Origin of the sequence: Burkholderia sp. TSV86 (assembly GCF_001522865.1) — a bacterium.
In the GTDB taxonomy this organism is placed as follows: domain Bacteria; phylum Pseudomonadota; class Gammaproteobacteria; order Burkholderiales; family Burkholderiaceae; genus Burkholderia.
The window spans coordinates 247,635-267,389 of sequence record NZ_LOWB01000075.1 but is presented as its reverse complement, the minus strand read 5'-3'; the positions used below and the strand labels follow the sequence as shown (position 1 = coordinate 267,389).

The 19,755-nt window shown below is 61.2% G+C and carries 18 protein-coding genes and 1 pseudogene; 8 read left to right on the top strand and 11 right to left on the bottom strand.

Annotated elements, in window-relative coordinates; translation table 11 throughout:
• Positions 1–20 precede the first annotated feature (20 nt).
• The 6 genes and pseudogenes from asnB to WS68_RS29360 all read right to left on the bottom strand — a co-directional run bounded on the left by asnB (position 21) and on the right by WS68_RS29360 (position 7,401).
• Positions 21–1,865 carry an asparagine synthase (glutamine-hydrolyzing) gene (gene asnB, locus WS68_RS13220; RefSeq protein WP_059571231.1) on the bottom strand — a complete coding sequence of 615 codons (1,845 nt, stop codon included), beginning with the start codon at positions 1,863–1,865 and terminating at the stop codon, positions 21–23.
• Positions 1,866–1,867: 2 nt separating this feature from the next.
• On the bottom strand, positions 1,868–3,619 hold the full coding sequence (gene cimA, locus WS68_RS13215; RefSeq protein WP_197419599.1) for a citramalate synthase: 1,752 nt from the start codon (positions 3,617–3,619) through the stop codon (positions 1,868–1,870).
• Between the two features lie 22 nt (positions 3,620–3,641).
• Positions 3,642–4,799, bottom strand: coding sequence for an amidohydrolase family protein (locus WS68_RS13210; RefSeq protein WP_059571229.1), 1,158 nt, complete (start codon positions 4,797–4,799; stop codon positions 3,642–3,644).
• Positions 4,800–5,696: 897 nt separating this feature from the next.
• Complete coding sequence (locus tag WS68_RS13200; RefSeq protein WP_059571227.1) at positions 5,697–5,891, bottom strand: hypothetical protein; 195 nt, start codon at positions 5,889–5,891, stop codon at positions 5,697–5,699.
• 70 nt (positions 5,892–5,961) lie between these two features.
• Positions 5,962–6,579 (bottom strand): glutathione S-transferase family protein, encoded by a 618-nt coding sequence (locus WS68_RS13195; RefSeq protein ID WP_059571226.1) that lies wholly within the window; start codon positions 6,577–6,579, stop codon positions 5,962–5,964.
• A gap of 144 nt (positions 6,580–6,723) precedes the next feature.
• Positions 6,724–7,401, bottom strand: a pseudogene (locus tag WS68_RS29360) (methyltransferase family protein).
• Positions 7,402–7,797: 396 nt separating this feature from the next.
• Between WS68_RS29360 and WS68_RS13185 the strand changes: the two are divergent.
• Together WS68_RS13185 and WS68_RS13180 are read left to right on the top strand one after the other, a co-directional pair.
• Positions 7,798–8,898 carry a tartrate dehydrogenase gene (locus WS68_RS13185; protein WP_059571225.1) on the top strand — a complete coding sequence of 367 codons (1,101 nt, stop codon included), beginning with the start codon at positions 7,798–7,800 and terminating at the stop codon, positions 8,896–8,898.
• An 89-nt stretch (positions 8,899–8,987) separates the two neighbouring features.
• Entirely contained in the window at positions 8,988–9,989 is a 1,002-nt protein-coding gene (locus tag WS68_RS13180) for a M14 family metallopeptidase (RefSeq protein WP_059571224.1), read from the top strand.
• Positions 9,990–10,042: 53 nt separating this feature from the next.
• Here WS68_RS13180 and WS68_RS13175 read toward each other — a convergent pair whose 3' ends face one another.
• Both WS68_RS13175 and WS68_RS13170 read right to left on the bottom strand, forming a co-directional pair.
• Positions 10,043–10,522, bottom strand: a complete 480-nt coding sequence (locus WS68_RS13175) for a nuclear transport factor 2 family protein (protein ID WP_059571223.1) — start codon at positions 10,520–10,522, stop codon at positions 10,043–10,045.
• A 123-nt stretch (positions 10,523–10,645) separates the two neighbouring features.
• On the bottom strand, positions 10,646–11,260 hold the full coding sequence (locus WS68_RS13170; protein ID WP_059571222.1) for a TetR/AcrR family transcriptional regulator: 615 nt from the start codon (positions 11,258–11,260) through the stop codon (positions 10,646–10,648).
• 90 nt (positions 11,261–11,350) lie between these two features.
• Here WS68_RS13170 and WS68_RS13165 point away from each other — a divergent pair, with 90 nt between their 5' ends.
• The 3 genes from WS68_RS13165 (at position 11,351) to WS68_RS13155 (ending at position 13,155) form a co-directional block, all read left to right on the top strand.
• Positions 11,351–12,001 carry a YceI family protein gene (locus tag WS68_RS13165; protein WP_059571262.1) on the top strand — a complete coding sequence of 217 codons (651 nt, stop codon included), beginning with the start codon at positions 11,351–11,353 and terminating at the stop codon, positions 11,999–12,001.
• Positions 12,002–12,157: 156 nt separating this feature from the next.
• Entirely contained in the window at positions 12,158–12,736 is a 579-nt protein-coding gene (locus tag WS68_RS13160) for a GNAT family N-acetyltransferase (protein WP_059571221.1), read from the top strand.
• Positions 12,733–13,155, top strand: a complete 423-nt coding sequence (locus WS68_RS13155; RefSeq protein WP_059571220.1) for a hypothetical protein — start codon at positions 12,733–12,735, stop codon at positions 13,153–13,155. Before WS68_RS13160 ends, WS68_RS13155 begins: the two co-directional genes overlap by 4 nt.
• Positions 13,156–13,542: 387 nt before the next feature.
• Here WS68_RS13155 and tdh read toward each other — a convergent pair whose 3' ends face one another.
• Together tdh and WS68_RS13145 are read right to left on the bottom strand one after the other, a co-directional pair.
• A complete protein-coding gene (tdh, locus tag WS68_RS13150) occupies positions 13,543–14,571 on the bottom strand; it encodes an L-threonine 3-dehydrogenase (RefSeq protein ID WP_059571261.1) in 1,029 nt (342 codons plus the stop codon).
• Positions 14,572–14,581: 10 nt separating this feature from the next.
• The gene (locus tag WS68_RS13145; protein WP_059571260.1) at positions 14,582–15,781 is read right to left on the bottom strand and encodes a glycine C-acetyltransferase; all 1,200 of its coding nucleotides are present in this window, start codon (positions 15,779–15,781) and stop codon (positions 14,582–14,584) included.
• 241 nt (positions 15,782–16,022) lie between these two features.
• Between WS68_RS13145 and WS68_RS13140 the strand changes: the two genes are divergently transcribed.
• From WS68_RS13140 to WS68_RS13130, 3 genes are all read left to right on the top strand, one after another.
• On the top strand, positions 16,023–16,628 hold the full coding sequence (locus tag WS68_RS13140; protein ID WP_059571219.1) for a helix-turn-helix domain-containing protein: 606 nt from the start codon (positions 16,023–16,025) through the stop codon (positions 16,626–16,628).
• 76 nt (positions 16,629–16,704) lie between these two features.
• Positions 16,705–17,082, top strand: coding sequence for a DUF2471 family protein (locus WS68_RS13135; protein WP_059571218.1), 378 nt, complete (start codon positions 16,705–16,707; stop codon positions 17,080–17,082).
• 72 nt (positions 17,083–17,154) lie between these two features.
• The gene (locus WS68_RS13130) at positions 17,155–18,195 is read left to right on the top strand and encodes a tyrosine-type recombinase/integrase (RefSeq protein ID WP_059571217.1); all 1,041 of its coding nucleotides are present in this window, start codon (positions 17,155–17,157) and stop codon (positions 18,193–18,195) included.
• An 81-nt stretch (positions 18,196–18,276) separates the two neighbouring features.
• On the opposite strand, the gene WS68_RS13125 is transcribed toward WS68_RS13130, so the two are convergent.
• Positions 18,277–19,464 (bottom strand): DNA-binding protein, encoded by a 1,188-nt coding sequence (locus tag WS68_RS13125; protein WP_059571259.1) that lies wholly within the window; start codon positions 19,462–19,464, stop codon positions 18,277–18,279.
• Positions 19,465–19,755: the final 291 nt, after the last annotated feature.

Genomic DNA, 19,755 nt, shown 5'->3' with positions numbered 1-19,755 from the left:
ACTTCGGAGCCTTCGCGGCGTCACACGAGCGAGACCCGGTACTCCGACATCCATAGGTCGATCTGATACAGATAGGCGAGGAACTGCGCGTCCTTCGCGTACATGCCGAACCAGTGCCGGTCTCTTGCCTCGTCGTCGGGCGCGGCGAGCACGCGGTCCAATTCGGCCGAATCGAGCAGCGGCCGCAGCGGCGACGCCGCATCACGCAACCGCTCGGTCAGCAGCGCGCGCACGTCGTGCAGATACTTCGGGTTGTGCGTGGTCGGAAACGGGCTCTTCGGCCGCCAGATCACGTCGTCAGGCAAAATGCCCTGCATCGCGTGCCGCAACAGCCCTTTTTCGCGGTCGCCGGCGTTCTTCATGGTCCACGGCACGTTCCACAGATACTCGACGATGCGGTGATCGCAGAACGGCACACGCACTTCCAGCCCTTCAGCCATGCTCGCCCGGTCCTTGCGATCGAGCATCATCGGCAGCCAGCGGGTGAAGTTGATGTAGAACATTTGGCGGCGGCGCGCCTCGCCAAGCTCCTCTCCCGGTAATGCCGGGCATTCGGCGATGGTCTGCCGATAATGCTCGGCCACGAGCGCATCGGCATCGAGCCCGTCGCGCAGCGCCGGCGCGAGCAGCCGCTCGCGGCCGTCCACCATGCGCACCCAAGGAAAGCGCTCGACTTCGTAATCGCGCGCCTGATGAAACCAGCGATAGCCGCCGAAAATCTCGTCGGCGGTTTCGCCCGACAGCACCACCGTCGAATGTTTCTTGATCTCGCGGCAAAAGAGTTGAAGCGACGCGTCGACTTCCCACATCCCCGGCAGATCGCGCGAGCGCATCGCGGCGCCGAGCTGCGAAATCAGCTCGGACGTATCGAGCAACACGCGATGGTGATTCGTCTGCAAATAGCGGGTGACCTTGTCCGCCCACGGCGCATCCTCGTCCGGCACGTAATCGGTCGGCTTGAAGTGCGCGCTGTTGTCGACGAAATCGATCGAATACGTATCGAGCTGCTTGCCCGCATCCTTGAACACGCCTGCGGAGATCGCGGTGATCGAACTGGAATCGAGCCCGCCCGACACCATCGTGCCCACCGGCACATCGGACACCAGCTGGTTCGTCACGGCATCGACCACCAGCTCGCGCACGCGCTCGACGGTCGTCTCGAAGCTGTCTTCATGCGGATGGCTTTCGAGTTTCCAGTACTGCCACGTCTCGATTCCGCTTGCGCTGTACGTCAGGCACCAGCCCGGCTTCAGTTCGTCGATCTGGCGGAACACGCCGGAGCCCGGCGTGCGCGCCGGCCCGAGAAACAGCAGCTCGTGAAACGCGTCTACCTTGACTTCGCGCGACACCTGCGGATGCGCGAGAATCGCCTTCATCTCGGAGCCGAACAGCAAGCCGCTATCCAGTTTCGCGAAGAACAGCGGCTTCACGCCGATCCGGTCCCGCGCTATGAAAAGACGCTTGTCGCTTTCGTCCCAAACGGCGAACGCAAAAATGCCGTTGAGACGATCCAGGCAAGCCGGTCCCCACTCGATATACGCCTGCAGCAGCACTTCCGTATCGCAATGCGTGTCGAACCGGCAACCCCGGCTTTCCAGCGCACGCCGCAATTCAGGCGTGTTATAAAGCTCGCCGTTATAGGCGATGACAAAGGTGCGATGGCGCGCGTGACGCACCATCGGTTGCGCGCCGTTGGCGGGATCGATGATCGACAGCCGGCGATGGCCGAGCGCGGCGCGCGCGCTCACCCATTCGCCCGACGCATCCGGACCGCGATGCACGAGGGACGCCGTCATATTGCGCAACGTCGCGACGTGCTCGCGCAAATCGTGACTCCAGTCCACCCAGCCCGTGATGCCGCACATGATTACCTCCCGTTGTCTGCGAACGCGGATTGCCGGCTGTCGCTGGCCGCCGGCACGAGATTGACGACCGTCTGCGGGTTGGCCGCCGTCTGCGTGAACGTGCCGAGATCGCCCATGCACAGCCGATACTCGAGCGCCTCGATCGTCGCGTTCAGCGTGGCATTGGCGACACTCGAATTGACCGCGCCCATCTTCCACGTCCGGGAACCGTCGGTGAACTCCAGCACGACGCGAACGCGGCGCGTGCGGTCGTTGATCGCGCGAATCTTGAAATCGACGAGCCTCGTGCCCGCCAGCTCGGGGAAAAACTCGCTGCAGCGCGCGACGAAACCCTCTACCAGATGATTGAGCGACGCCTTGTCGTTCGTCAGTGAAAACTGCACGCGCTCGCCGACGATCGGTTCCCGGCCGGACATAAAGTCGAAAACGCCGTCGAACTCGATCGTGCTGGCGCCGATCGGCACGCCCCAATCCGGCAGATCGGCGCGGTTGTCCGCCAACGCGGAAATCGCGCCGCCGATGGCCGCGTCCGGCGCGGCCTCGTCCGCCAATTTGACGGACAGCCGGTTTACCTGGATACGGCGGCTCGTCTTCCCGCAATGCCGCAGCAGCATCAAAACGAGCGACTCCTCGGACGAGTTGAATTCGAAACCGCCGAACTCGAGTTCCTTGACGAGCCGCACGAGCCCTTCGAGATCGCGGTCAGCGAACAGATGGTCGAGCCGATGCTTGCGCAGGAAGCTGTTCAGATTGCTCTTGCCCGAGACTTCCGACACGACAATATCGCTGCGATTGCCGACCAATTCCGGATCGATATGTTCGTAAGTTCGCTTTAGCTTTAAGAAGCCATCGACATGCACGCCTGCCTTGTGCGTGAACGCGAGCGATCCGACATACGGATGGAACGCGGGCGGCTCGGCCTGCAACAGCTCGGCAACTTCCTGCGACAGCCGCGTCAATTGCTGCAGCTTGCCCGGCTCGAGGATCGGATAGCCGAGCTTCAGTTGCAGATTGGGAATGACCGTGCAGAGGTCGGCCATCCCGCAACGCTCGGAATACCCGTTGACCGTTCCCTCGACGATCTTCACGCCGTTCTGCACCGCGGCGATCGTATTGGCGACGCCGCAGCCCGTATCGTTATGGCAATGAACGGCGAACTCGATATCGAACGACCGGGTGACAGTGGATACGATCGAAGCCACTTCGTGCGGAAAGCAGCCGCCGTTCGTATCGGCCAGATCGATCCAATCGACGCCGGCTTGAACCGCGGTCTCGATCAGCTTCATCGCGCCGGCCGGATTCTCCTTGTACGCGTCGAAGAAATGCTCAAACCCGAAGCTGACCTCTTCCATGTGCTTCTTGAGGAAACGGATCGATTCGTACACCGATTCGAGATTCTCCTCCGGCGAGATGCCGAGCACCTCGCTCACGTGCAAATCCCAGCCCTTGCCGAAGATGTGCCCGTAGGGAATGCCGGTGCGCACAAGCGCATTGAGGCTCGCGTCATCCTCCGCCCGGCTCGATGCGCGCTTGGTGCGCCCGAAGGCGACGACCTTGATCTTCTTCAGCGGCAGTGCCTTCAGCTCCTGGAAAAAGAGCGTGTCCTTGGCGTTCGAGCCGGGCCATCCGCCCTCGGTGTACGTGAACCCGATGTCGTCCAACAGCTCCGTGATTCGCAGCTTGTCTTGTACCGAAAAGGAGACCCCGGACGCCTGAGCCCCCTCCCTCAACGTGCAGTCGTAGATCTTGATCATGCTGCCCCCGGTATGCGGCCGCTCAGTTTTTGAGGATGCCGTAGAAATGGCCGGCGTTCTCATACGTGATCTTGCGCATCACGTCATCCGACAGTCCGCTGAACTGCTCGGCGAACACCTTTGCCGATTCGGGCCACGTGCCGTCCGAGTGCGGATAGTCGGAGCCCCACATCAGCGTCTCGACGCCAAGATCCTCGACCAGCTTGAAGCCGATCCGGTCGGTCTGGAAGCACGCCTTGCACTGGCGCCGCCAGTACTCGCTCGGCAGCATCTTCAGTTCGAGATCCTGGAAACGCCCCTTGAATTCATGATCCATCCGCTCGAGCACGTATGGCAGCCAGCCCAGGCCGCTTTCGCCCAGCACGACGCGCAGGTTCGGATGACGTTCGAGCACACCCGAGCCGATCAGCGCCGCCAGCGGATGCACGAGACTCATCTGGAAGCCGGTCACGCTCGTGAAGAACGCGGCGCGCTTGGCTTGCCCCTGGACGTCGATTTCCTCGAGCGTCAACGGCAGCGAGCGGAAGCAGTGAATGTGCAGCGGCAGGCCCGATTCCGCGATCGTGCGCCACAGCGGCTCCCAGCTCGGATGCCAGAGCGGACGCGTCTCACGGCTCATCGCGAGATTCACGCCCACGATGCCGGACTTACGATATTCGGCGATGCGGCGCACTTCCTGAACGGCGGCGTCCACATCCGAATCGTTCAACGCGGCAAGGCCATAAAGCCGGCCGCTCGAGCCCTTGCAGAAATCGACGAGCCAATCGTTGTAGATGCGGCACATCTCGATCGCAGCTTCCGGATCTTCCATGCGCATCAGCGTTTCGGCGGCGAGACCGTACACGACGTCGGCATCGACTCCGTCGAGATCCATATCCTCCTGCCGCAGCACCGGATCGCTCACGCGGCGGCGGCCGTTCGCGGCATCCCGATACAGGCCGGTCGCAGCCATGATGTCGATCTTCGCATTGCTGCCCGGCACGTATTTCTGGCCATATGGACCGAAGCCGCACACGTAGCCCAACCAGGTTTTCTTGTGGTTCGTCCAATACGGATCTTCCGCTTCGACCACGAACGGCATCCGGTCCTTCAGTTCAGACCGGGCATTTTTGGTGAATAAATCCGACGGCAGCCAATGCAGGTCGATGTGCGAGTCAGCGGAAATTCTATTGAAAGTCATGGCAATTCGTCCTATTTTGCGTTTGAGATCAGGTGCTCAAGAAATAATCTATGAAGCGTGACCAGCTAAACACTCGCCAATCACTTTCATAAACTGAATTGGAACGCCTAATTCCCGGATTCGGCGTATTGCTCTGATTCCGATCCGATTATTTTTTAATACTGCTCTCCGTCATAACAGGAGATACGGCTTTACCACTCAAACCATCGCTCGACGTGCGAATGGCCGACAGAAAAAACACGATGGCGACCGCCAGCCTCCCTGGTATCAGGGACGCCAGAATCACGGCGTATGGCGTTCGCGGGCACGGGCCGTCGCCAACACGCGCCGGCACGCGGCAGCGCGTTTGCATGAGTTTTCCGTTTAAGATGCCCTAATTCCGGATAACATCACCCTTTCAAATATCCGACCATTTGGACAACATAAAAACACCGTCATTTTCCAGTTTTTTATTGGCATCAGTAAAATCCATTCGGATTTATTTGACACCACCTCGGCCAATCGACGGGAAAAAGAATAATCAGAAACCAAATCGGGTGAAAGTTTGTTTTGTCTCAAGATTCAGCCGTTTTGTCTCATTGGATCTCGCACCCCGTTCCTCCCCTGATGCGCCGCCGCGCGATGCAAAACGAGCGAATCGGTTGGCCCAGCCGCGCGCGGCCTGCCGTGATAGCGGCCTCGATCCCGCCACACCGAAAGCCCGCTTGATCGAATTGGACGGCAGGCGCTTCGTCGCGACGCCAGGCAAACGTTTCGTTACAGGCAGAACGGACAACACGCGCCGCATTCGAACGCACGCGCGGCACGCATGCGCCGCCATCGCCCCGCATTGCGCGGGCCCCACGCGTGCATTTGCGGCTTCGGGGCAGCCGCGCTCAATCCACGAACGACAATTTCTCAACACCGCTCACACGTGAGGCTCGACCAAAGGGCCACAAGCGATACAACGCCCTTATCGGCTCGACGCATGGTTTGCCGCTCGGCATCGAATGATGTGATGCGCAAACACGCCAGCAGGATTTCGACGGCGAGCGAACGCCCGACCAGCGGCTCCCGAAAAATCTCACCTTTGAAAAAAAAGCCGATATCCATCAAAACGTCACACCAGCTCCGAGCTGGAACGCGCATGCGCTCCAGCTCGACACGGAAACGGCCGCGCGGCTCAAGGCACGCTGTTGTGCTCGGTAAAACCGGGCCGCGCGGCGAGCCGCTCGAAGTATGCAGACACGGCCGGCAATTCCGGCTTGTCGAACGGCGTGCGCAACCAACGATTCACCGACAAGCCGATCACGATATCCGCCAACGTATAGTCCGGCCCCACGACGAAGGCGCCCGTCTTGCCGAGTTGCGCATCGAGAAGCGTCATGCGCTGCGCCCACGCATCGCATGACGCGCGGATCTGCGCGGCATCCTGATACGCCGGTTGCTGGCGAATCAGGCCGAGAAACGCGTAGACCCATGCGGGATTGAGCGTCGTTGCCTGCCAGTCGAGCCATTGGTCGACGCGCGCCCGCGCCTGCGGCTCGTCCGGATACAAATGCGCGCCGCCGTAGCGGTTCGCGAGATAGCGGATGATCGCGTTCGATTCCCAAAGCACGAAATCGCCGTCTTCGAGCACGGGCACGAGGCCGTTCGGATTGCGTGCAAGAAACTCGGGCGTCTGTGTCGGCTGAAACCCGATGCCCCAATCCTCGCGCTGGTAGTCGAGCCGCAGCTCCGCGCATGTCCACTGCACCTTGCGAACGTTGATCGACGATGTCTTACCGAGTACTTTCAGCATCGGATGTCCTTTGATCGAGAAGAGTTCGAAACGATTGTAGAAACGCGCCGAGCGCGCCGACAGCTACAGTTCCCGCGGGCGAGGGCAGGCCAGCGGAACAGAGCGGATGCGGGCCGCAAATGGCGCTCGCGCGCAATGCAACGCTCACCAGAGATCCGGCACGAGCCGCCAGCGCACCGTATCGCAATACGCGCGATAGCCTTCGAGACGCGTTTTCAGATAGCGTTCCTCGTCGATCAGCCGCACAACGATGACGGCTGCGAGCAGCGCCATCAGCGCAACCGCCCAGCGCGATTGCAGCGCGACCGGGCTCCCGAAAAGTATCACCATTGCCGCGAGTACAGCGGATGGCGAACCGGGCCATATGGCCTGGTCGGCACGACCGTCTGCTCCCGGCTGACCTCGATCGCGCTCGATGCAAAGCTGTTTTCGCGCAGCGTAAAGAAGCACGGCACGAAACCCGCCGCCACCAAGCCATTGCCGATGAGCACCGCCGCCCAATCGAGCGGCGTATGCGCAAAACGCCATTCGATCCCGGCAGCCATCGGAAACGCGACAGATTCGACGGTTGCGATACCGAGAACGATTTTCTGCAGCGGCTCGCGCTCCGCTTTCACGTCGACGCGCTGCCGGCATGCGACCAGCGCCGGATCGTGCCGCAGGAAATAAAGCGCGATCCAGCTCGACGACACGGCGAACACCAGCCAATAAATCCACGCCTGCGCGATAGCGCAACGACCCCGCCGGCACGAAGGTCAGCACGGCGAACACGATGAGATATCGCACTTGCGCGTTCAGTGTCTGCTTCGATAGCGTATCCATGCCGCACGTCCTTTTGCATTCATCGCGATGTGCGATACGTGCGGCGGGCTCAAATCTCGCCGCGTCATGCTACGCGACGCCGTCGCGCATGATGCTTTCGTGCCGGGATCGGATCCATGCCGCTCACTCGTGCGGCGGCCAAGCTAACGCAAGCCAACCGCAAAACTGCACCGAACCCACGCAAACCGACAACGCTCGGCGCGCGTCACGCTTCGTCGACATTCGATTTACCGCAGAGCCGATTCTAATCTTCCGTAAACCCGTAAAATGCACGAACCGAGGATGAGACGATGCGAAGATGAGGCGACAAAACCATCGCTCACGCCGCCCGGCCGCGCGATGCACCGCCCGGCCGGCCCAAGCCCGCAGGAGGTTGGACACGATGAGGCACCCAGCATGAGCGACAACACATATCGAATCGCCGTGATTCCCGGCGACGGCATCGGCGTCGAAGTGATGCCCGAAGGGCTGCGCGCGCTCGACGCGGTAAGCCGCCGCTTCGGCTTGCGCTTCGACTACACGCCGATCGAATGGGCGAGCTGCGACTACTACGCGCGGCACGGCCAAATGATGCCCGACGACTGGAAGGCCCAGCTATCGGGCATGGACGCGCTGCTGTTCGGCGCCATCGGCTGGCCCGCGACGGTGCCTGATCACGTCTCGCTGTGGGGCTCGTTGATCAAGTTCCGCCGCGAGTTCGACCAATATGTGAATCTGCGGCCCGCTCGCCTGTTCGACGGCGTGCCGTGCCCGCTCGCCGGCCGCAGCGCGGGCGATATCGATTTCATGATCGTGCGCGAGAACACCGAGGGCGAATATTCGGCCGTCGGAGGCACGATGTTCGAGGGCACCGAACGCGAATTCGTCGTTCAGCAAGCCGTGTTCACGCGGCATAGCACCGAGCGCGTAATGCGGTTCGCGTTCGAGCTGGCACAGCGCCGCGCCAAACAGCTCACCGTCGCGACAAAAAGCAACGGCATTGCAATCAGCATGCCGTGGTGGGACGCGCGCGCGGCCGAAGTGGCCGCGCACTACCCGGACGTCACCTGGGATAAGCAGCATATCGATATCCTTTGCGCGCGTTTCGTGATGCAGCCGAACCGGTTCGACGTCGTCGTCGCATCGAATCTGTTCGGCGACATCCTGTCCGATCTCGGGCCGGCCTGCACCGGCACAATCGGCATCGCGCCGTCGGCGAATCTGAATCCCGAGCGCGCGTTTCCGTCGCTGTTCGAGCCGGTGCATGGTTCCGCACCGGACATCGCGGGCCGCAAGATCGCCAATCCGATTGCGATGATCTGGTCGACTGCGATGATGATCGATTTTCTCGGCCACGGCGAAGGCCCGGCGCGCGAAGCGCACGACGCGATCCTCGCCGCGATCGAGCACGTGTTGAAGCACGGCCCGCGCACGCGCGATCTGGGCGGCCAAGCATCGACGAGCGAAGTCGGCAGCGCCATCGTCGCGCATCTGCTCGGTGAAACGGCATCGGTCTGACGATTGGAGGTAATAGTCGGACGAGCCGATCATCACGCGAAGGCCGCATCGAACTCCGGTATTTCGCCCCGTTCCTGCAAAAGCTCACCATGATCGAACCGGCTCCCGAATTTCCTCACCATTCTCCCTATCCGGTCGAAGTTCGCTTTCCTGACCTCGGCACGCACCGTGCCGGCAACACCGGTGTCGATTACGTGCATCGTTTCGATTCCGGCGTACCCGGCCCGTGCGTGATGGTCAACGCGCTTACGCACGGCAACGAGGTGTGCGGCGCGATCGTCGTCGATGCGCTGCTCAAGCGCGCGGTGCGCCCGCGCCGCGGGGTGCTGACGTTGTCGTTCGCGAACGTCGCCGCCTACGCGCGCTTCGATCCGCAAGCGCCGGATGCCGCGCGTTTCGTCGATCAGGATTTCAACCGCGTGTGGACACCCGCCATGCTCGACGACCGGTCGCAACGGTCGGTCGAACTTGATCGCGCGCGCGCATTGCGGCCGTTCGTCGACGAAGCCGATTGGCTGCTCGATCTGCATTCGATGCACGAACGCAGTGCGCCGCTAATCGTCGCGGGCCCGCTCGACAAGGGCGCGGCGCTTGCGCTGCGCATCGGCGCGCCTTCGACCGTGATTCGGGACGCGGGCCATCCGGAAGGCACGCGCATGCGCGACTACGGCGGCTTCGGCAACCCCGCCAGCGAAAAGAACGCGCTGCTGATCGAATGCGGCCAGCACTGGGAAGCACGGGCCGTCACCATTGGCTACGACAGCACCGCACGGTTCCTAAACGCATCCGGCATCGTCGATGCGCAGGATCTGCCCGCCGACTGGTTTCAACCGCTCGCGTCAACCGTGCGCGTCGTACAGGTGACGCATCCCGTGGTCGCCGCGAGCCGCGATTTCCGCTTCGCCGGCGCATACACCGGCCTCGAGCATTTTGCCGAAGCAGGCGAGGTGATCGGCTGGTCAGACGGCGCCCCCATCACGACGCCTTACCCTCATTGCGTGCTCGTGATGCCGTCGCTGCGCCAATTGCGGCCTGGGGTCACTGTAGTACGGCTTGGCCGTCTCGAACGCGAGGTGCCGCAACGCGGCTGACTCGGCCGAGCACGGCCGCACGGGCGCCGCGCGTGCGCGGCGCCCGCGGCAACTCAAAGCCCGAGATCCGACAGCCCCGGATGATCGTCGGGCCGCCGACCGAGCGACCAGTGGAACAGCCGATCGGCTTCCCGTATCGGCAAATCGTTGATGCATGCATGCCGATGCGCCATCAGGCCGTGTTCGTCGAATGCCCAATTCTCGTTTCCATACGAGCGGAACCAGTTGCCGGCATCGTCGTGCCATTCGTAGGCAAAGCGCACGGCGATCCGATTGCCGCCGAACGCCCACAATTCCTTGATGAGCCGGTAGTCGAGTTCGCGCGCCCACTTGCGCCGCAAGAGCGCAACAATCTCATCGCGCCCGGTGGCGAATTCGGCTCGGTTGCGCCATCGGCTGTCCCGCGTATAGGCAAGCGATACGCGCTCCGGGTCGCGCGTGTTCCATCCGTCTTCGGCCGCGCGCACCTTCTGGCGCGCGGTCTCCTCGGTAAATGGCGGAACCGGCGGGCGGATTTCGGCTGAATCAGACATGACGTTCTCCAAATTGAAGGCATGAAAGGCCCGCCCGGATTGCCAACGGACGGCAGTCAGATTGACGAGCCGCGATTCGATCGAATGAAGGGAAAAGCTGGTCAGTCACGACGAAAACCGGTATCAAGCGGGTTGGCTCGGTAACGTCGCGTCGAGCAGCATGCTTGCCGCCGCTTTCGCGTCGTGCGCGGCCGACGCATCGCCGCTCACGAGCGCGACGCCGATCGCGCCGTCGATCAATACGAGCCATTGGCGCGCGAGCCGCGCAAGCGGCCGCCGATCCGCGCCCGTGTCGGCCGCGTGCGCGGCGAGCTGCTCGCGCACGAACTCGAGCAACCGCGCCTTATGCGCGCGCGCGACGACGCGAATCGGATCATCCGGCCGCTCGATCTCTCCGGACACGTTGAGAAAAGCGCAGCCGTGAAAATCCGGTTGCTCGAACCACTCGCGCAACACGTCGAACATGCCGACGAGCCTCGCACGCGGCGTCTTGCCGCGTTTCATCGTCGCTTCGGCGAACCATGTCATCCAACGCTCGTCGCGCCGCGCCAGCGCGGCGGCAACCAGCGCCTCTTTCGATTCGAAATGCGTATAAAAGCTCTTGCGCGCCGCGCCCGACAGCTTGACGATCGCATCAACGCCGGTCGCATGAATGCCGCCTGCGTAGATCAGCGTGTCGGCCGCGTCAAGCAAACGCTCGCGCACGCCGGTTGAGGAAAGATCCGGTTTCGTGTCCATCCGCCTAAGGTAGAACGATCATTCTCCTTTGTCAACATCCGGCCGATGCGCTATCGTCTGCGCACGTTTCCGAGCAAGGAAGGAATGCGAATGAAACCAGTGCAATGGGCGATGTCGATCGCCAGCATCGCCGCGCTTGCAGCAACGTTGCCCGGCTGCATGCCATGGCGCGTCGTCACGCATCATCCGACAGCGGCGCAGGCTGCCGTTCCGGTGGGCCGCTACGCGCTCGATCCACATCACTGGAGCATCGTGTTCGATGTCGACCACTTGAAGTATTCGCGCTTCGCGATGCGTTTCGACCGCGCGAGCGCCCAACTCGACTGGCGCACAGGCGGTCTGACCGAAAGCAGCGCAACCGTGTCGATCGATGCATCGAGCATCGATACCAATGTGCCACTGCTCGACAAGCTCATCGCCGGCAACGACGCGCTCGATACCGCCCGCCATCCGCATATCCGCTTCGAAAGCACGCGCTTCACGCGTATAAGCGACACGCAAGGCACGCTGAGCGGCAACCTGACGATCCTCGACATCACACGCCCCGTCACGCTCACGGTCACCTTCAACGGCTATGGCGGCAATCCACTGACGAGGCAGGACACGCTCGGCTTCTCCGCAAGCGCCACCTTCAGCCGCGCCCAATTCGGCGTGACGAGCTGGTATCCGGCAGTTGGAGACGAAGTGCGCGTGCGAATCGAAGCGGAATTTGTCAAGGAAGGTGAAGCGACGCGTTCGTGACGACGTGGCAGCCACGAGCCATTTTTTTTACGACATTTTTTCTTGAAAGGCCCGCTTGCGTCTCCCTACACTGCGAACAACCATCGAGGTTACGGAGGCATCATGCAGCAACGGGCAATTACCGAACGGCCTTTGCATATCGCCTGTGCAAAGCGTATGGATGGACGAGTCGTGCTAAGGCGTTTCAATCCGGCATACGATTCATATGACGAGCTGACCGCGCTTTTGCATCGCGCGTTCGCGCGGCTCGGCCAGATGGGGCTCAACTGCGTATGCGTCGACCAGCCCGCCGCGGTCACACGGCAACGGGCGCTTGCCGGCGAATGCTACGTCGCCGTCTGCAACGGCCATTTGATCGCGACGATGACGCTGCACACGCGCGACGTACTGTCCGATTGCGAGCTTTATCGCCGTTGCGGCGTCGCGACGCTGCGCCAGTTCGGCGTCGATCCAATCTGGCAAGGGCGCGGCATCGGGCGCGCGATGCTCACCTGCGCCGCACACTGGGCCGCGGCGCGCGGCTATACGCGTGTTGCGCTCGACACACCGCAACCGGCTGCGCACCTCATCGATTTCTACACGAGCCAGGGATTCCGTGTGGTCGATGTCATGCATTTCGCGGGCAAAGGCTACGATAGCGCAATCCTCTGCAAGCCGACCGCGATTTCGCCGTTGTTCGCGCGTAGCGCACGCGAATTTCCGCTCGCGCTGACACCGCTGCGGCACGCCGCATGAAACGCAACAACGGCTTGCGCAAGCACGGCCGCTCACTCGCATCGGACCGACGCGATACGCCAACGCCCACGCTCGCGAAGGCTGCGATGCGCGCGCGCGGGATGGCGAAAATCGTTTTCGTCACGATCGCGGTGAGCCAGGCGCTGAGCGCCGCGTTTGCCGGCACCGTGCGCGCCATCGGATACGACGCCGATCCGGCCGTGTTGCTCGGATTCAACTTCGTCAGTTGCGCACTCGTCAGCTTCTGGCTGCAAGCCGACGCACAACGCGCATATCGCGATGCGCTGGCGAGCGGCCGGCTGAAGCGCCAAGCACCGCGCGCCGGAGCCGCGCATACCGTGCCGGCCGGCTGCCCGAAACGTTGGCTCGTGATTCTGCATATCGAATTGAATCCGCATCTGCTCGACGATGCGCGATGACGAACGAGTCAACACCGTCTGCTCGCACGGCGTTGAAATTTTGATATCCCGTTTATTCTCACCTTTGAGTTCTTTCGATCGAATTGGCAGCCGTTACGCTGTAACGAAATCGTGAAACACGGCTGAAATGTCGAACGATGGATCTATCGCGCCACGCGCATTGATGCCGCGCACTCAATAGCAACCGGGCGACGGTGTATGTCGTCAGGCTGCTATTGAACGTCGTTGGCGATCGTTCGCTCTGCGCTGCCGCTCGATCCGCAAGCACTTGCTGCCTCCAGTGCAGATCACGCGTTCAACGCGCCGGCAAGCGCGGCCGATGCAATGCACGGTTCGTTCGCGCCGAGCGACGGGCCAGTGCGTCGGAAGCGCACCGTAGATGCTTCGTCACTGCGTCCAGTCGAGAATCACCTTACCGCTTTCACCCGAGATCATCGCCGCGAAACCCTTTTCGAACTCATCGACCGGAAAGCGGTGCGTGAGAATCGGCGACAGGTCAAGCCCGCTTTGCAGCATCGCGACCATCTTGTACCAAGTCTCGAACATCTCGCGGCCGTAAATGCCCTTGATTTCGAGCCCCTTGAAAATCACTTGATTCCAATCGATCGCGGTCTGCGCGGGAGGAATACCGAGCAGCGCGACCTTACCGCCATGATTCATCGCATCGAGCAAGCTCGTGAACGCGCTCGGCGCACCCGACATCTCGAGCCCGATATCAAAGCCCTCGGTCATTCGCAGATCGGCCATCACGTCGCGCAGCGATTCGCGCGACACGTTCACCGCGCGTGTCGCGCCCATCTTGCGCGCAAGCTCCAGCCGGTAATCGTTGACGTCGGTGATCACGACGTTGCGCGCGCCGACATGCTTGGCGATCGCCACCGCCATCACACCGATCGGCCCCGCACCGGTGATCAAGACGTCCTCGCCGACGAGGTTGAACGACAGCGCGGTATGCGCGGCGTTGCCGAACGGATCGAAAATCGCGGCGAGATCATCGGAGATCTCTGCCGGAATCTTGAACGCGTTGAATGCGGGTATCGCCAAATACTCGGCGAACGCCCCTTCGCGGTTCACGCCCACGCCCACCGTATTGCGGCATAAATGCCGGCGCCCCGCGCGGCAGTTCCGGCAGAATCCGCAGGTAATGTGGCCTTCGCCCGACACGCGATCGCCGATTTCGAAGCCGCGCACCTCCTGGCCCATCTCGACGATCTCGCCAACATATTCATGCCCGACATGCATTGGCACGGGAATCGTCTTGCGCGCCCATTCGTCCCACTTCCAGATGTGGACGTCGGTGCCGCAGATCGCGGTGCGGCGAATCTTGATGAGCACGTCGTTGTGGCCGACCTCGGGTTTCTTCACGCGCGTAAGCGTCAGGCCCGGCGCGGGATTCAGTTTGACAAGCGCTTTCATCGGCATCTCCTTACACCACGCCGAGCGTCTTGCCGACGCGCACGAACGCGTCAACCGCGCGATCGATCTGCTCCTGCGTGTGCGCGGCGCTCATCTGCGTGCGGATGCGCGCGCGCCCGCGCGGCACGACCGGATACGAGAAGCCGATCACATACACACCTTCGGCAAGCAGCGCATCGGCCATCTTCGTGGCCACTTGAGCGTCGCCTAGCATCACCGGAATGATCGGATGCTCGCCCGGCACGAGCGTGAAGCCTGCCGCGCCCATTTTCTCGCGAAAGCGCGCGCCGTTCGCACGAACGCGCTCGCGCCGTTTCGCGCCTTCGTCGCTCGCCAGCAGTTCGAGCACGCGCAGCGACGCCGACGCAATGCTCGGCGCGAGCGTGTTCGAGAACAGATACGGGCGCGAACGCTGCCTGAGCAGTTCGACGACTTCACGCCGCGCGGCGACATAGCCGCCCGATGCGCCGCCCAGCGCCTTGCCGAGCGTACCCGTCACGATGTCGATCCGCCCTTCAACGCCGCAATGCTCGGGCGTGCCGCGTCCATGCTCGCCGATAAAGCCGACCGCATGCGAATCGTCGACCATCACGAGCGCACCGTAACGATCGGCCAGATCGCAAATGCCTTTCAGGTTCGCGATGATGCCGTCCATCGAGAACACGCCATCGGTGGCGATCAGCTTGAAGCGCGCGCCCGCGGCGTCGGCCTCGCGCAGCTTCGTTTCGAGATCGGCGAGATCGTTATTCTTGTAACGAAAGCGCTTGGCCTTCGACAGCCGGACTCCGTCGATGATGCTCGCGTGGTTCAGCTCGTCGCTGATGATTGCATCCTCTTCACCAAGCAGCGTTTCGAACAGGCCGCCGTTCGCGTCGAAACAGCTCGAATAGAGAATCGCGTCGTCGGTCTTCAGGAACGCGGACAACGCGGCTTCCAGTTGCTTATGCACGGTCTGTGTCCCGCAAATGAAACGCACCGACGCCATGCCGAACCCATCCCGCTCCAGCGCCGCTTGCGCGGCGGCGATCAGCCGCGAATCGTCCGCGAGGCCCAGATAGTTGTTCGCACAAAAATTCAGCACCTGCTGGCCATCGGCGAGCCGGATATCGGCGGCCTGTGGGCTCGCGATCTCGCGTTCGGTCTTGTAGAAACCGTCCGCGCGAATCTGATCGATCGTCTGGCGCAGATGGGCAAGATAAGCATCACGCATCGCATAGCTCCTGAAATGAATCGCTCCCGCATCCCAGTTGACCGCCGCGTCGAACGCCGCCACCGTGCTTGGTGGCCCCGGCGCATGCCCGCGGGGGCCCATGATCCGGCGCTCGCCCGCACTCGCGGCGGCGGTGAAGCGGCCTGCTGCTGTTATAGTCGGCTGTTGGGTTTAGCGTATTTTTCTTATATTTCGAACTAAAATTCGGAATATCGAACAACTCTAAGCGAACGGAATTCAAATGGCAAGCTCTTCCGGCACACGCCGCGCCACATCCGCGCCTGCAACGCCGCCGCGCGTCGGCGAACATATCCAGCGGCTGCGCAACGAACGCAAGCTGACGCTCGACGATCTGTCACGCGCGGCGGGTGTATCGAAGTCGATGCTGTCGGAGATCGAGCGCGACAAGGCGAATCCGACGATCGCCGTTGCATGGAGGCTCACGAACGCGCTTGGCATCAGTCTCGACGAATTGTTTGCGCAGCCGAAAACGCCCGAAACGATTCGCGTCGATAGCCCACACGACATTCCGACCCTCGCCGGCCACGAAGCCCATTATTTGCTGCGCGTTTGGGGGCCGATCGAACTCGCAGGCAAATTCGAATGGTACGAACTCACGCTGCCGGCCAATGGCACGCTCGCATCGAATCCGCACGAACCGGGCACGCGCGAGCATCTAACCGTGCTGCACGGGACGCTCGAAGTTGACGCGGCAGGCGGCACACGGCGCCTCAAGGCCGGCGATACCGCCCGCTATCCGGCCGACGGGCCTCATGCAATCCGCAATGCCGGCAAGAGCGAAGCCAAAGCGCTCCTCGTCGTGATCCACCGGCAGCACAGCGCGTAATCAATTGACCTGTCTGTTTAGCTAGTTGCACAAAATACTGTATATTCGTACAGTATACGCAAATCAGGAGCCCGCGATGACCGAACATGATTTGGCCGCGCTCAGCTTCAAGGCTGCGGCGCACGATATCGAGACAATTGTCCGCCACATTGCCGATCGCTATATCCGTCAGCATGTTCCGCTGACGTGGCGGCTCCTGCATGCGGTCGAGGCCGAAGCGCTCGCCGATCTCGGCTTTGCCAGCCGGCACGATCCGATCGTGCGCTGTTTGTTCGAACGCCCGGCAGACATGCATTTTCCCGAAACCGACGATCTCGTCGACTTTGGGCAATCAAACGCGCTGCCCGCGGTGTTCTCGTTCGCCGTGGCAGCCTACGAGGCCGCGGCGCATGCCCACGGCGACGCGCGCCCGCCGGCCCGGCCGGTGCGCATGACACGAGCCTGGGGCGACTAGAGCCAACGCGGCCGATTCTTCATTGAGCTATCGCGACAAGCCAAGATTAATGCAACTAACGGAATCAATCACATGTCGCCGCCCGTGACCCATATTCCCTCAATGCCCGATATCCAAAACGATCTGTTCGATCGCGGCACGTCAGACTGGCTCCATCATCCGGACACGGCCTTTGACGCATGGCTTGCCAGTCAGCAATTCCGTCACTCGTCGGCCGAGGTCTATCGCGCACAATGGGGAGCGTTCCTCGGCTGGCTCGCGAAACGGCAGAAAACACTTGCCACGGTCGATACCGAAACGATCTCGCACTTCGTCGGCGAGTTGCCAATCAAGAAAACGCAGCGGGTGCGCTATTTACGGCTGATCGAGCGCGTACTCGATCATGTGCGCAAAAGCGAACTCGGCTCGACCAATCCCGCTCGCTTCATTGCTCAGGATGGCGAAGCAACTTGGCGCCGCGCGCGCGACAACGAACCCACTAGTTTTTTGACGCCGGCCGAACGTGCCGCGTTGCTCGCCTATTTGTTTTCTCCATTGCCGTCGATCGGTGCAACGCTCTGGAAAGAACGTCGCGATCGCGCGCTCGTTGCAGCATTCCTCGGTGCGGGGCTGAAAACCGGTGAAGCCCGCTCTATTACGATTAGTTGCGTAAATCTGGAATCGACCATGCTGACGGTTCCAGCCGCTCAGCCGGAATTCACCCGCGATACCCATCTTGCCTCGTTCGCGATCGCGTTATTTGGCGCGTGGCTTGCCGAACGCCAACGCTGCGAGATCCCAGGCGATTTGGTTTTCCCTGCCTCGCTATCCGGTCGGCCAATGCACAAGGCGACGATGCTGCGCGCCGTCGATGCAATTATCGAGGCCGCCGACATTGCGTCGTCGCGCGAAGCGCGAGCAAGCCCTCAGACGTTGCGCAATACATTCGCGGCCGAATTGTTCGAAAATGGCGTCGAGCCGGAAAAGGTCGGTCAATGGTTGGGGTTCGCCCAACCGATTTCGGCAAATCGGCTGCATCGTGCGTGGAAAAACTGGCAAGAAAACCTCGTTCACGCATTACCCGGCGCGAAACCTTCTGCTGATGAAACTGCCATCGCGCCGCGCCGCGCTTGAAACCACCTTTTTTTGCCCCCGAAAACGCTCACCTTTTTACTCCCGAATATTCTCACCTTTGAAGTTGCCCGGCCGCACCATTCATCGCGAGCGGAAAAAATGAGTCGCGGCAGCAAAGCGCGACGGTTGAGCGTCGGACGTGTGCTCACAATCGGGGCAAAATAATTCATACCCGTCCGTGCTGTGCGACAGTTCAGGTTCGCCATGGCCGCATTTCGGACAACGGGCAGGAAGCGTCACATGCTGATCAAGCGACGTGCCGATCGCATCGAATGCAGCGGTATCGAGCTGGCCGGCGTCGGCTAAGCGCTGGATCAGCGCGGCAAGTTCAGGCGTTATTCCTTGGCTTGCCCGCAAAATCTCCACTTCTTTGATTGCCTCGGCCAGATCGTCACTTTGTTCGCGCAATTGTTCGTCGAGCCGATCCGCCCGAGCTTTGGCCGCGCTGAGTTGCTGTAGGAAATCGAATTCCTTGCGATTGACGTCCCGCAGCCCTTGTTGATAAGTCGACGCCATGCTACGCAACGAATCCAATTCGACCAGCATCGGCTTCACGCGACGCTCGGCTTCCGCGACCGCATCTTTGATTTGCCTTGCATAGTGCTCGGTATTTTCGCGCAATTCCGTATGGAGCGCGTCAATCCGCTCGCGTAGCGCAGCATTTTGCGCCTGCTCGGATTCGATGCGGCGGCTCAGTAGCGCGTTTTCGTTTTCGAGCCGACGGATCAGATCCTGCGATGAATCCCGGCGCGTGGCTTCTTCCGTCGACGCGGACGCGAGCTTGATCTCAATCTCAGTCAACTTGTTTTGCAAATGATCGGCGCGAGCGTCGCTACGAGAGAGCGCGGCTTCGAGTGACTCCTGGCGAATCAGCGCGTCGCGATATTTTTGCTCAACCGCGGTTATCTCATTGCTTGCCTGTTGGTGTTCGATCTCGAAGCTATGCCGGGCTTGCTTCAGCGCTTCTTCATATAGCGCTCCCAACAGGGCGGCAGCCTTTTCCTCCACGGGTTTGGGTATAGCCGCGCCCTCGAGCCGGATTTTCGATGCGGCTCGGATGCGTTCCCAAAAATGATCGATGTCCTTTGGGATATCGCTGGCACTGCCGGTTTGGGTCAAATCGCGTACGTTAGCGGCGGACGGACGAATGCCAAGATCGAAAAACAATCGCTTGCATGCATGTAGCGACAATTCCTGACGACGTGCCCCAGCTGTTCGCATCGTATCGAGTTCGTCACGAATAGTTTGTCGGATCTGATCGAGCATGATGGCCGGTGGAAGAGGATGGTTCGTATCAATAATAACAAAACACGTTCTATTTGATACATTTTTGATGGGCTGTCGTTTGTTTGCTACTTGAGTCAGCTTTTGAGCAGATTGAACTGGGTTTTCGCTGCCTGAATCTTCCAAATCCGTGAAACAAAACGAAGAATCGCCATTAACCTTATGTTTATAAAAGGTTATTCGATAAGGGCCGAATGGTGCAAATTGTTTCACATCTCGAAAAGAGGAGATCTCGACGATCTCTCTGAAGAGTGAGTGAGGTTTCTGTGGAGAACT

Coding starts and splice junctions, on each gene's coding strand:
- asnB (WP_059571231.1), bottom strand. CDS start 1,865: ATGTGCGGCATCACGGGCTGGGTGGACTGGAGTCACGATTTGCGCGAG.
- cimA (WP_197419599.1), bottom strand. CDS start 3,619: ATGATCAAGATCTACGACTGCACGTTGAGGGAGGGGGCTCAGGCGTCC.
- WS68_RS13210 (WP_059571229.1), bottom strand. CDS start 4,799: ATGACTTTCAATAGAATTTCCGCTGACTCGCACATCGACCTGCATTGG.
- WS68_RS13200 (WP_059571227.1), bottom strand. CDS start 5,891: ATGGATATCGGCTTTTTTTTCAAAGGTGAGATTTTTCGGGAGCCGCTG.
- WS68_RS13195 (WP_059571226.1), bottom strand. CDS start 6,579: ATGCTGAAAGTACTCGGTAAGACATCGTCGATCAACGTTCGCAAGGTG.
- WS68_RS13185 (WP_059571225.1), top strand. CDS start 7,798: ATGAGCGACAACACATATCGAATCGCCGTGATTCCCGGCGACGGCATC.
- WS68_RS13180 (WP_059571224.1), top strand. CDS start 8,988: ATGATCGAACCGGCTCCCGAATTTCCTCACCATTCTCCCTATCCGGTC.
- WS68_RS13175 (WP_059571223.1), bottom strand. CDS start 10,522: ATGTCTGATTCAGCCGAAATCCGCCCGCCGGTTCCGCCATTTACCGAG.
- WS68_RS13170 (WP_059571222.1), bottom strand. CDS start 11,260: ATGGACACGAAACCGGATCTTTCCTCAACCGGCGTGCGCGAGCGTTTG.
- WS68_RS13165 (WP_059571262.1), top strand. CDS start 11,351: ATGAAACCAGTGCAATGGGCGATGTCGATCGCCAGCATCGCCGCGCTT.
- WS68_RS13160 (WP_059571221.1), top strand. CDS start 12,158: ATGGATGGACGAGTCGTGCTAAGGCGTTTCAATCCGGCATACGATTCA.
- WS68_RS13155 (WP_059571220.1), top strand. CDS start 12,733: ATGAAACGCAACAACGGCTTGCGCAAGCACGGCCGCTCACTCGCATCG.
- tdh (WP_059571261.1), bottom strand. CDS start 14,571: ATGAAAGCGCTTGTCAAACTGAATCCCGCGCCGGGCCTGACGCTTACG.
- WS68_RS13145 (WP_059571260.1), bottom strand. CDS start 15,781: ATGCGTGATGCTTATCTTGCCCATCTGCGCCAGACGATCGATCAGATT.
- WS68_RS13140 (WP_059571219.1), top strand. CDS start 16,023: ATGGCAAGCTCTTCCGGCACACGCCGCGCCACATCCGCGCCTGCAACG.
- WS68_RS13135 (WP_059571218.1), top strand. CDS start 16,705: ATGACCGAACATGATTTGGCCGCGCTCAGCTTCAAGGCTGCGGCGCAC.
- WS68_RS13130 (WP_059571217.1), top strand. CDS start 17,155: ATGTCGCCGCCCGTGACCCATATTCCCTCAATGCCCGATATCCAAAAC.